This window comes from Aliiglaciecola lipolytica (genome assembly GCF_018860635.1).
In the GTDB taxonomy this organism is placed as follows: Bacteria; Pseudomonadota; Gammaproteobacteria; order Enterobacterales; family Alteromonadaceae; genus Aliiglaciecola; species Aliiglaciecola lipolytica_A.
On the sequence record NZ_JAHKPT010000026.1, the window covers coordinates 225,531 to 237,185 of the forward strand.

An 11,655-nucleotide genomic window follows, 5' to 3' on the forward strand; every position below is an offset into this window, starting at 1 on the left:
TAATTAAACCTAGCAAATGATCGCCGATCAGGCCAATATTAAGTCATATCAAGTACCTAAGTGTTTTGTCTAACCTTTATATTAGGTAAAATGCAGCACAGATTTTTAGTGAATATTTAGACACATGGCCATTCAAAAGCACAAGGTTTTACTCGGAATTACAGGTGGCATTGCCGCTTATAAAACCCCAGATTTAATACGCAAACTAACCGTCAAGGACGCTGAGGTACGAGCAGTATTAACCGCTTCAGCCGAACATTTTGTTAGTCCTTTAGCATTGCAAGCAGTATCAGGCAATCCGGTTTCTAGCGATTTACTCGATCCGGCTGCAGAAGCAGCTATGGGTCATATAGAGTTGGCGAAATGGGCTGATAGCATTCTTATCGCCCCTGCCACCGCAAACTTTATTGCTAAACTTGCCCATGGCATGGCCGACGATTTGTTGTCGACGTTATGCTTGGCCAGTACTGCTGAGGTATATATTTCTCCTGCCATGAATCAGCAAATGTGGAAGGCTGATGCTACGCAGAAGAACCTTTCCATCTTGTCCAATCGTGGGGTCACTATTATTCCACCCGACTCAGGTGAGCAAGCTTGTGGCGATATTGGGCAAGGACGTATGCCTGAACCTCAGTACTTGGCAGACCTAATCACCCAACCCAAGCCGCCTCAATGCTTGACTGGCAAAAAAATAGTGATTACGGCAGGACCGACCCGAGAAGCAATTGATCCCGTGCGTTACATCAGCAACCACAGCTCGGGCAAAATGGGTTATGCACTAGCCAATGCGGCAATAGCCATGGGTGCTGAAGTGACTTTGGTGAGTGGCCCAGTAAATTTAAGCGCTCCTAACAAAGCGAACCTGATTAATGTTGAAAGTGCGCAACAAATGCATGATGCCGTTATGGGAAATATACAAAGCGCGGATATTTTCATTGGCTGTGCAGCCGTAGCCGACTATCGTCCTTTAGAAGCGGTAAATCAAAAAATCAAGAAGAACAATCAAGAGTTGACCCTTACTTTTACTAAAAACCCTGATATTCTTGCAGATGTCGCAAAACAACAACGGTCAGTGTTCACTGTCGGCTTCGCTGCCGAAACACAAGACGTTAGTCGTTATGCAAAAGAAAAGCTGGAGCGTAAACAGCTTGATATGATCGCTGCTAATGATGTTTCAAATAGCAACATTGGATTCAATAGTGATCAAAATGCTTTGACGGTTTTTTGGAAAGAGGGTGAAAAATCTCTCGATGTTGCCGATAAAAAGCAACTTGCTTTTAAATTGATGCAATTAGTATCTGAAAAATATAGAAATAAACATGCAACAAAATAACTCTAAGAATAATAATATGGTCCTACAGACAGGGAGACATGATTAATGCCCGCGATTAAACGTCCAAACCGCAGAGCGCAAATTCTGCAATGTCTAGCAAGTATGCTAGAAAACAACCCTGGACAGCGTATCACTACGGCTAAATTGGCAACAGAAGTAGGCGTGTCAGAGGCTGCTTTATACCGCCACTTTCCCAGTAAAGCACGGATGTTTGAAGGTTTAATTGAGTTTATCGAAGAAACCTTGTTTTCACGTATCAATAAAATTATTAATGAAGAAAAAGATAGCGCTGTGCGTATTCAATTGATTATTCATTTGATTTTAGGTTTCTCAGAAAAAAATCCAGGTATTACCCGCATTTTGAACGGTGATGCCTTAATGGGAGAGCAGGAACGTTTACGTGGCAGAATTGCACAGATTTTTGAGCGCCTTGAAACGCAAATAAAACAGGTTTTAAGAGAACGTAAACTTCGTGAAGGAAAATCATTACCTGCGGATGAAGGTGTGATTGCAAATATGCTGATCTGCTATACCGACGGTCGTATTAATTTGTTTATCCGTAGTGATTTCAAACGCCGCCCCACCGAAGATTTTAAAGAAACTTGGCAGTTCATCAACAAACAGTTTTTTTCTTAAATTCGTTTCGATAATATAATCCGGTTGCTGATGTTTATTCAATCTGGAAACCGGACATCAGTCAGGGGCTAAAGCCCCTGCTACAATTTATACCCGCAGAAAATCGAACATAGCTCAAAGGCTAAAGCCCCTGCTACAATTTGTACCCGCAAAAAATCGAACATAGCGCAAAGGCTAAAGCTCCTAATACAATGTCTTGACACAATCTAATTCTCGACTAACCTATAAAGAACATATGTTCTTTTTTATTTAAGCGAATTTGATATGCCTCGTAAGGCCCTATACAACGTTGAAGAGGTGCTTGAACAAGCAATTGCGGTCTTCTTGGAGCATGGTTATCATGGTGCTGCAATGGACGAAATTATCGCCAGAACCGATTTCAACCGACGTGGATTCTATATTGAATTCGGTTCTAAACAGCAGTTTTTATATATTGTGCTAGCCCATTATCAAGAGCAGCATTTATCCAAAGCGTTTTCACACCTAGAACACAACCAAGGTATGCTTTCTATTCAAGGTTTTTTCTCAGCTTATATTGATTTGGTTAGAGGTCGAGGCTGTTTGTTAATCAATATTATTACTGAATTAGGCTTCGATGACCTCAAGATCCGAGATATTGGTCGGCATTATCTGGATCGTCTCCAGATTGACTTTATTGGTTGTTTGGAAAAAGCCCAAAAGCTAGGAGAAGTTAGGCAGGATATCAATATTGAGTCCACCGGTTTACAGTTATGCAGTTACGTACAAGGATTTGCCGTTAATGGGATTTTAGCCGGTGACACTGATGAACTAATGTTGGCTACTCAGGCCATTTTAGGGCCACTGAAACCTTAATTAAATAGCCTAGTCTTCTCACTTCTGGTTTTCATATTTAATAACCTATATGGTTTTATCAATAGCCTTCGAATTTCACTTGGCGATTGTCTCAGTTGTCGTTAGAATTCATGCCCGTTTTGATATCTAAAAGTGAGTAAGATGACAACTAAAAATCCTTTATTTAGGGTACAGTTTGTTAGTAATGGCGAACGTTATGAAGTTTATGTGCGTGAAGTCAGTCAAGGCAGTATGTTTGGATTTGTGGAGATAGGTGATTTTGTCTGGGATACCCACACAACGCTGGTATTAGACCCGAGCCACGAAAAATTAAAAACCGAATTTGCTGATGTAAAACACACTTATATACCTATGCACAGCGTGTTAAGAATTGACGAAGTGAAGAAACAAGGTACGGCAAAAATTACTGAATTGTCAGATAAAGTAACGGCATTTCCGAGTCCGATTTACACACCTAAAAATTAGTACTTTTCCGTACAGCACCTAACATACCGTCAATTACAGTTTCAGTACGTTTTGTATTGGAGCCGTTTTGCCTTAAGCTGTAACTATAATAATTAGGAAAAAGTCCAACATGCATATAGTTTTGAACAGAGTATCGATATTTTTCTTGCTGTTTCTATGTCTTCCAGTTACCGCATCTGAACAGCAAAAATTACTTCAATTGATGGATGATATTTGGCAATACGAGCTATCTATATCACCTGTTTACGCAAGCTCTCAAGGAGTACATGACTTCGATGACAAACTTGCCGATATTTCGCCTGATGGGCTCGCCAAACAAAACTCTCAATTCAAAAAATTCTTAAACCAACTAGACCAAATAGATAAACAGCAGTTAGCTCGAACAGATCAAATTAATTTGCTGATGCAGCGTTATCGGGTGCAAAATTATGTTGATGAATATCATTTCAACGCACATTATGTGCCGTTAACGTCGGAGTACGGTTTTCATAGTGCAATGGCTGGACTCCCCCGTTCGAGTCGCTTCGCGGATCTAAAAGACTACCAAAATTATCTCACTCGACTTCGTTTAATCCCCGCTTATTTTGCGCAACAAATTGCGTGGATGAAAAAAGGGATGGAAGTGGGAATGGTTCAACCCAAAACGGTTATGCTGGGGTTTGAAAAGTCGGTTGAGAGTTTTTTTAACGGCCAGGTAGAAGAAAATACATTTTACAGCCCCTTCCTAAAAATCGATGATATCAATGTTTCTGAGGCACAAAAACGTGCATTAATAATAGAAGCGAAGCAAGTTATCAAACAAGATGTTATGGGTGCTTATCAACACTTTTACGATTTTTTAGTCACCGATTATATTCCTAAAGCAAAGTCAGATGTGGCTTCTAAATCTTGGCCTAACGGCGAACAGATGTACCAAAATCGCGCCCAATATTATACCACTACAGATCTTTCAGTGGATGAAATCCATCAACTGGGATTAACAGAAGTAGCGCGTATACGAGCCCAAATGCAGAGCATTGTGGATGAATTAGAGTTCCAAGGTAGTATTAATGAATTTATCCAATTCTTACGTACCGACCCGCAATTTTATGCAAAAACGCCAGTTGAACTGTTGAAACACGCATCTTACGTAGCTAAACGCATGGATGCGCAGTTGCCTAAGCTGTTTTACAAGCTACCTCGTACTCCTTACGGCGTAGCCCCCGTTCCTGATGCCATTGCACCGAAATACACCACAGGCAGATATGTATCACCAAGGCGTGACGATGAACCTGGTTATTACTGGGTAAACACCTACGCATTAGATAAACGACCTTTATATGCAATCCCTGCACTGACAATGCATGAAGCGGTTCCGGGCCATCATTTACAAATCTCACTTGCATCAGAGATGAGTGATTTACCAAATGTACGTCGTTACACTTACATCTCAGCTTTTGGTGAAGGCTGGGGCTTGTACTCTGAGTTTCTGGGCAAAGAAGTGGGAATTTATCAAACACCCTACGAAGAATTTGGTCGCTTGAGTTATGAAATGTGGCGAGCGTGCCGTTTGGTGGTTGATACCGGTATGCACATAAAAGGTTGGTCGCGACAGCGCGCTTTAGATTATATGCTAGAGAATACAGCGCTTTCAGAACACAACGTGACCACTGAAATCGACCGTTATATCTCTTGGCCAGCACAGGCGCTAGCCTATAAAATTGGCGAGTTAGAGATTAAAAAATTACGCGCTGAAGCTGAAGAAGCCCTTGGTGATAAGTTTGATTTACGTGCATTTCATGATGCAGTGTTGGAGTACGGCTCTATCCCACTGTCTGTACTTAGAGAAAATATTGCTTTATTTATTGAACAACAGAAAAAGTCATAATTTGTAAAATATGCAGAGCTTCAATGCTCTGCAATCTATTTTTAATTAAAGTTCGTTACACTCTTTAAGCAAATAAGCGAACTCTTCTGCATTCACGGGCATAATAGACAAACGATGGCCTTTTTGAACCAGACCAATTTGTTGTATCTGCGGCATCGCCTTTATGCTTTTTAAGCTCAGGATTTGATTGAATTTTTTAACCAATTTAACATCTACCATATACCATCTAGGCTGCTCAGGATCTGATTTCGGATCATAGTATTTTGACTCTGGGTCAAACTGAGTATGATCCGGATAAGCGCCCTTCACCACTTCGGCCAAACCTGCTATTCCGACATTTTTACAACTAGAATGATATATGAATACTTGATCACCAAGTTGCACTTTATCCCGCAAAAAGTTGCGAGCCTGATAATTACGAATACCATCCCAATGCTCTGTTTGATTGGCCTTATTCGCTAAATCGTCGATGCTAAATGCATCTGGTTCACTCTTAAATAACCAATAATTCATAACCTACCTTTTATGCTCTTTGGTATTACAGCGGTCCATCATAATAACTATTGCTTCAACTTACAGCAAAACTTGCATCTATGAAATTGATCAATATACTGTACATAAATACAGTATAAATTATACCTGTTTATTATGCTCGATAATAAAATTGTTATGGATAGTAGAGCGGGGGTTTGCACGTAATAGCGGACTATTTTTAGAACCTCCAACGCCGTAGGCGTAAAAATAGCATTGTCGAGATGCGGTACTTATCCGGAGTTTAAGTTATTTATGAACACACTATTGGAACAACTAAAAAATAAACGCTTAGTATGGCAAGGCAATCAACAAGAACAGTGCCTGACCTCCGAAAGTACAGGTTATGAAGAACTTGATGAAGCACTTCAAGGCGGCTTCCCACAATCGGGAATGATTGATATCCATACTCCCATAGGCATCGGCGAATTACGTTTGTTATTGCCAGCTTTGCGATATCGTCAGCAGCATAAGCGCTTATTGGTGTTTATTGCGCCTCCGATGCAAATTAACGGAGAAATGTTGGCGGAATTTGGGATCACACTTGAACAGGTTCTAATTGTTCAACCAAATAGTGCAGAGCATGCGCTTTGGAGTGCCGAGCAATGCCTTAAGAGCGGCTGCTGCCATAGTGTCCTAATGTGGCATCAACAGCTTGAAATCGCCCAAACCAAACGTCTACAACTAGCCGCTGAACAAGGTGACGCTTTACATTTTGTAGTGCGTCAAAATCGACAATTAAGTTTGTCGTTACCGGTGAGCCTAGCGATGAAACTCAGTGCTCATGAACAGGGCTTAGAGGTGCAAATTACCAAACGTAAAGGCGGTTGGCCAGCCCAACCATTTAATCTCAATATGAGCCACATTTGGCCTGAATTAGCACTCAACCAACGCGCCACTAATGTGCTGACATTTCCACGGGCTAAAGTCAGCTAATATGCAATCTCTTTGGTTATATTTACACTTTCCTCATTTGCAATTAGACAGTGTATGTCATGCAATTCCATCGCCTCAGCAAAGGCGTGTTGAAGACACTAGCGGGCAGATCAATACTCAGCACTCATTGGTCATATTGCATCATCAAACAAATTGCGTATTGCAATTAAATCAAGCTGCTATTGATGCCGGTATTCGCACAGGAATGGGATTGGGAACCGCCGCGGCACTAGATCAACACCTCCAGGTGTTGCCCTATAAAAGTGATATAGAGCAAAAAAAATTAGTTGAGATAGCCGAACACTTGTATCTAGTCACCTCTGATATCTGTCTGTTTCCGCCAAATGGCTTGCTGTTACGAATACACAATATGCTGATGTTGTACGGCGGACTTAATGGCTATTGGCGGGTTGTTAAAAACCAACTAAAAGAGTTCCAGGTAAAATATTATTATGCCAGCGGACAATCCCCTTATGCTGCCCGTATCCTAGCCCGAACGGCGTGGAATCAAGTCAGCGACCATCTACCTATGTTGCAACACCAAATTGGTATTCGACAACTAGTTGACTCTGAATTAGATAAGAAAACCGTTACCAAGTTAGCTAGAGTCGGTATCCACACTCTTGCCGATCTAATGGCAGTGCCATTAAAGGATGTCGCCAAGCGTTTTGATATAGATTTAGTGACTTACTTGGGTAGACTAAGTGGTGAATTTCATCATCCAATGGATTTCTACCATCCCCAATCTAAGTTTCAACGTTACTTAGAACTACTTTATGAGATAAGTCATACCGACACACTTCTATCACCAATAAAACTGTTGTTAACTGCATTAGAGCAGTTTTTAAAAATACGGGATTTGCTTACTCAGAAGATTATTTTTACTTTCTATCAACGAGATAATAAAGCACTCACCTTAGAGGTAGGTTCTGCGCAAGGAGAATACCAAGCTGACAAGTGGGTTAATCTTAGCATATTGAAATTGGACAACTTAGTTTTACAAGCGCCCATATTTGCACTAGAGCTAAGTACCGCCGAAACCCAATTACGTAGCCCCGATAAAGGCGATTTATTCAGTGCCAGCAAGGGTACTCTCACGTATTTACAATTAATCTCATTGCTACAAGCCAAGCTAGGAGAAGAGGCGATTTCGCAGGTGATGTTAGATGATGATTTTCGCCCCGAAAAAGTAAATAAATATGTGCAACCCCAACTGGAAACAACACCTAAACACATTTCGACTTACCCATTACGACCAAGCTTTATGCTGCAAACACCACAACCATTAACAGAAAAAGTATCCATCATACATGGGCCAGAACGCATAAGTACTGGATGGTGGGACAACCAAGCAATCACCCGAGACTATTTCATCGCGCGTAATCAACATGGCCAGTGGCTATGGATATATCGTACCAGTAATAGCTTGTGGTTTGCCCATGGTTTTTTTAGCTAACGTGCTCGTTAAAAAGATAAGTTAGAGACCAATCTATGGCCTACGCTGAGTTATTCTGCCAGTCTAATTTTAGCTTTTTGCATGGTGCTTCCCATCCTCAGGAACTCATTCAACAAGCGCATTTTTTAGGCTACGAAGCAATAGCAATAACTGATGAATGTTCTGTTGCAGGCGTAGTAAGGGCTTACACCGAAATTAAAGATCACAAGCTTGCAATTAAACTCATCGTAGGCAGTTATTTTAAACTAGATGACAGCTTGCGGTGTGTTTTGTTATGCCCTAACCGGGAAGCTTATGCTGAATTATGTCGAATCATTACAAATGCTAGACGACGCTCACCTAAAGGTGAATATAGCTTGGCTAAATGGGATCTTAAAACCATTAAACATTGCTTAATGTTGTGGTTGCCCAATGGCAAACTAAATGTTGATGAACCTTGGGCAAATTGGTTAAAAAAGCACTATAAAAATCGTTTATGGATCGCCGCCCAACGTCACCTCACTGCCAATGAGCAATCGATGCTCGACCATTATGAAAAGCTCAGCCAGTTATTTGATCTTCCAATCTGTGCTTGCGGCGGTGTGCTAATGCACAATCCAAGTCGCCTCCCTTTACAGCATCTGCTCAGCGCCATCAAACACGGTACTACGGTGGCCGCGCTTGGTCGTAAACTACTATCCAATAGTGAACGTTGTTTACGTAGTCATGGCAAGCTCAACAAGCTTTTCAAACGGGGTTGGCTGGATAACTCAGTAGAAGTTGCCCGTATGTGCAATTTTAATATGCGAGAGCTGCGTTATGAGTATCCTGCAGAACTTATTCCTGAAGGAAAATCCCCCCAACAACACCTTAGAGACTTAGTCGAAGTAGGTATTCAAAAACGCTTTCCAGAAGGCATAAAACCTGACATTCGTAATATTATTGAAAAAGAATTGGTACTCATTGAGGAACAAGAATATGAATTCTTTTTTCTCACTATTTATGATGTAGTGCAATTTGCGCAGTCTCAACAGATTTTATATCAAGGACGGGGTTCGGCGGCGAATTCCGTAGTTTGTTATTGTTTAGAGATCACTTCTGTCGATCCTCGTCAAATTAACGTGCTATTTGAACGCTTCATTTCCAAAGAGCGAGATGAGCCCCCTGATATTGATGTCGACTTTGAACACCAACGCAGAGAAGAGGTAATTCAATATATCTATACTAAATATGGACGGGAACGCACCGCCATAGCGGCAACCGTATCCTGCTACCGTTTCAAAAGTGCATTACGGGAAGTGGGTAAGGCATTGGGTATAAACGAAACCCAGCTAGACTTTTTTATTAAAAATATTAACCGTCGAGACAGCGGTCTAAATTGGCAGGCACAAATTGCCGAATTAGGTCTAGATCCTGCCTCAGTAAAAGGTAAACACTTCATCTCTTTGGTCAATGAAATAATGGGTTTTCCAAGACACCTATCCCAACATGTAGGAGGTTTTATTATTTCATCAGGTCCTTTATATCAGCTTGTACCTATTGAAAATGCGGCCATGGTAGAGCGCAGCGTCATACAATGGGATAAAGACGATCTGGAAAGCCTAGGATTATTGAAAGTCGATGTGTTGGCCTTAGGTATGCTCACTGCCATTCGTAAATCTTTTCAATTAGTCGAAAAGCACTATGGTCACTCCCTCAGCATAGCGCAGATCACCAAACTCGAAGATGATCCACAAGTCTACAAAATGATTCAACAAGCCGATACGGTTGGGGTTTTTCAAATCGAATCCCGTGCGCAAATGAGCATGCTGCCTCGCCTTAAGCCGAAAACCTATTATGATTTGGTGATTCAAATTGCGATTGTCAGGCCTGGGCCTATCCAAGGTGACATGGTTCATCCATTTTTACGCAGACGTGATGGCAAGGAGCCTATCGAATATCCCTCAGAAGAAGTCGCTGGGGTGCTTAGTCGAACCATGGGTGTACCCATTTTTCAGGAGCAGGTTATTCAACTGGCTATGGTCGCTGCTGGTTTTAGCGGTGGCGAAGCCGATCAACTTAGACGAGCAATGGCAAGTTGGAAGAAAAACGGACAACTCATGCAATTCCAACACAAACTCATCAATGGCATGCTTGAACGAGGTTATACGCAAGATTATGCCCAACGTATATTCAACCAAATATGTGGCTTTGGTGAATATGGATTTCCAGAGTCCCACTCGGCATCATTTGCGGTACTTGCCTACGTGTCATCTTGGCTTAAGTATTATTACCCGCAGGCATTTTACGTGGGTCTGTTGAATAGTTGGCCCATGGGTTTTTATCCACCAGCACAATTAATTCAAGACGCGAAGCGCCATCACATCAAGATACTCCCCATCTGCATCAATCACTCTGATTATGATCATATCTTGCAAAAAGATGGGGACACCTTCGCCATACGTCTAGGATTACGCATGATCAAAGGGTTGTCGAAGAGTGCTGCACAACTACTGGTTAATCAACGCCCCCAAAACGGTTATAAATCTGTTGTTGAATTAAAGCAACTGGCTGTTCAGCGCGATCACATGGAAGCCCTTGCCAGCGCCAATGCACTATCCTCACTGGCCCAGAACCGTTATAAAGCACGCTGGGCATTAATGGAGAGTGAGTCGGAATTACCCTTGTTCAAAAATCAGGAACAATCATTCTTATTTGATGTTGCACCAACAGATGTAGAGGAAATGGTTGAAGACTATGCGGCAACAAGCATGTCGTTAACCCATCATCCGATAAAATTATTACGTAATGCGGGGAAATTAGGTAAGTACACAGCGGCAAAGCAATTGGCTGAAAAGCAGCATAAATCTGTAGTCAATGTTATCGGTGTGGTCATTGGTAGACAAGCACCAGGCACCGCAGCAGGAGTAACCTTTATGACCTTAGAAGATGATACGGGTTGTTGCAATGTAGTGGTATGGCAGGCTACCGCTCGGGCACAAAAAAAGGCTTTTTTAAAATCAAAAATAATCAAAGTTAGCGGTATTTTGGAGCGTGGCGATGGTGATGTCACTCATATCATTGCAGGGAAAATTACTGACTTGAGTCACTTACTGGAAGATTTAAATACCACTTCCAGAGATTTCCATTGAAGACTGATTAACGTCAATAAAACGGACTACTCAACCTGAATCAATTTAAGGGCTTCAAGAATATTCAAAGGAATAGCAGTACTCTTGTTAGTTTGTTGTTCAACAAACACATGCACAAAATGACCTTGTGCTGACGGTGAACTCTCCCCCTCAACAAAAATTCCAATTTCATAGGTAACCGAGCTATTGCCTAAACGAGAAACTCGCAAACCAATTTGCAAAGATTGTGGATAAGCAATGGCAGAAAAGTACTGACACTTTGATTCAACAACAAAGCCCACCACTGCATCGCTATGAATATTCAAACCGCCTTCTTCAATTAAATAACGATTAACTGCAGTGTCGAAATAAGCGTAATACTGAACATTATTAATATGCCCATAGATATCGTTATCAGCCCAGCGGGTTTGCATAGGATAAAAAACTTTATAATCGTTTCGAGTGTACTTAGTTGACATGTTTAAACCTAAAAATCTGAGCGCTAAAG

The 11,655-nt window shown here is 41.4% G+C and carries 10 protein-coding genes; 8 read left to right on the forward strand and 2 right to left on the reverse strand.

What is annotated here, in order from left to right; translation table 11 throughout:
* Positions 1-124 precede the first annotated feature (124 nt).
* From coaBC to KO530_RS15665, 5 genes are all read left to right on the forward strand, one after another.
* A complete protein-coding gene (gene coaBC, locus KO530_RS15645) occupies positions 125-1,333 on the forward strand; it encodes a bifunctional phosphopantothenoylcysteine decarboxylase/phosphopantothenate--cysteine ligase CoaBC (RefSeq protein ID WP_216049381.1) in 1,209 nt (402 codons plus the stop codon).
* 45 nt (positions 1,334-1,378) lie between these two features.
* Positions 1,379-1,969 carry a nucleoid occlusion factor SlmA gene (slmA, locus tag KO530_RS15650; RefSeq protein WP_216049382.1) on the forward strand — a complete coding sequence of 197 codons (591 nt, stop codon included), beginning with the start codon at positions 1,379-1,381 and terminating at the stop codon, positions 1,967-1,969.
* A 264-nt stretch (positions 1,970-2,233) separates the two neighbouring features.
* Positions 2,234-2,803, forward strand: coding sequence for a TetR/AcrR family transcriptional regulator (locus KO530_RS15655; protein WP_216049383.1), 570 nt, complete (start codon positions 2,234-2,236; stop codon positions 2,801-2,803).
* A gap of 141 nt (positions 2,804-2,944) precedes the next feature.
* Entirely contained in the window at positions 2,945-3,268 is a 324-nt protein-coding gene (locus tag KO530_RS15660; RefSeq protein WP_216049384.1) for a DUF1820 family protein, read from the forward strand.
* Positions 3,269-3,377: 109 nt separating this feature from the next.
* The gene (locus KO530_RS15665) at positions 3,378-5,135 is read left to right on the forward strand and encodes a DUF885 domain-containing protein (RefSeq protein WP_216049385.1); all 1,758 of its coding nucleotides are present in this window, start codon (positions 3,378-3,380) and stop codon (positions 5,133-5,135) included.
* Between the two features lie 45 nt (positions 5,136-5,180).
* Here the strand turns inward: KO530_RS15665 and KO530_RS15670 are convergent, their stop codons facing one another.
* Positions 5,181-5,648: an EVE domain-containing protein gene (locus KO530_RS15670; RefSeq protein ID WP_216049386.1), complete on the reverse strand. Its 468-nt coding sequence runs from the start codon at positions 5,646-5,648 to the stop codon at positions 5,181-5,183.
* 273 nt (positions 5,649-5,921) lie between these two features.
* Here KO530_RS15670 and imuA point away from each other — a divergent pair, with 273 nt between their 5' ends.
* Genes imuA through KO530_RS15685 form a run of 3 tightly spaced genes read left to right on the forward strand, consistent with a single transcriptional unit; the run spans position 5,922 to position 11,168 of the window.
* Positions 5,922-6,602, forward strand: coding sequence for a translesion DNA synthesis-associated protein ImuA (gene imuA, locus KO530_RS15675; RefSeq protein ID WP_216049387.1), 681 nt, complete (start codon positions 5,922-5,924; stop codon positions 6,600-6,602).
* Between the two features lies 1 nt (position 6,603).
* Positions 6,604-8,058 (forward strand): Y-family DNA polymerase, encoded by a 1,455-nt coding sequence (locus tag KO530_RS15680; protein ID WP_216049388.1) that lies wholly within the window; start codon positions 6,604-6,606, stop codon positions 8,056-8,058.
* Between the two features lie 35 nt (positions 8,059-8,093).
* Complete coding sequence (locus KO530_RS15685; RefSeq protein ID WP_216049389.1) at positions 8,094-11,168, forward strand: error-prone DNA polymerase; 3,075 nt, start codon at positions 8,094-8,096, stop codon at positions 11,166-11,168.
* Positions 11,169-11,194: 26 nt separating this feature from the next.
* Here the strand turns inward: KO530_RS15685 and KO530_RS15690 are convergent, their stop codons facing one another.
* Positions 11,195-11,626 carry an acyl-CoA thioesterase gene (locus KO530_RS15690; protein ID WP_216049390.1) on the reverse strand — a complete coding sequence of 144 codons (432 nt, stop codon included), beginning with the start codon at positions 11,624-11,626 and terminating at the stop codon, positions 11,195-11,197.
* Positions 11,627-11,655: the final 29 nt, after the last annotated feature.

What these genes read in the sequence shown, in the direction of transcription:
- KO530_RS15660 (WP_216049384.1), top strand. Translation starts at nt 2,945, where the DNA reads ATGACAACTAAAAATCCTTTATTTAGGGTACAGTTTGTTAGTAATGGC.
- KO530_RS15655 (WP_216049383.1), top strand. Translation starts at nt 2,234, where the DNA reads ATGCCTCGTAAGGCCCTATACAACGTTGAAGAGGTGCTTGAACAAGCA.
- KO530_RS15665 (WP_216049385.1), top strand. Translation starts at nt 3,378, where the DNA reads ATGCATATAGTTTTGAACAGAGTATCGATATTTTTCTTGCTGTTTCTA.
- KO530_RS15680 (WP_216049388.1), top strand. Translation starts at nt 6,604, where the DNA reads ATGCAATCTCTTTGGTTATATTTACACTTTCCTCATTTGCAATTAGAC.
- KO530_RS15685 (WP_216049389.1), top strand. Translation starts at nt 8,094, where the DNA reads ATGGCCTACGCTGAGTTATTCTGCCAGTCTAATTTTAGCTTTTTGCAT.
- KO530_RS15690 (WP_216049390.1), bottom strand. Translation starts at nt 11,626, where the DNA reads ATGTCAACTAAGTACACTCGAAACGATTATAAAGTTTTTTATCCTATG.
- coaBC (WP_216049381.1), top strand. Translation starts at nt 125, where the DNA reads ATGGCCATTCAAAAGCACAAGGTTTTACTCGGAATTACAGGTGGCATT.
- imuA (WP_216049387.1), top strand. Translation starts at nt 5,922, where the DNA reads ATGAACACACTATTGGAACAACTAAAAAATAAACGCTTAGTATGGCAA.
- KO530_RS15670 (WP_216049386.1), bottom strand. Translation starts at nt 5,648, where the DNA reads ATGAATTATTGGTTATTTAAGAGTGAACCAGATGCATTTAGCATCGAC.
- slmA (WP_216049382.1), top strand. Translation starts at nt 1,379, where the DNA reads ATGCCCGCGATTAAACGTCCAAACCGCAGAGCGCAAATTCTGCAATGT.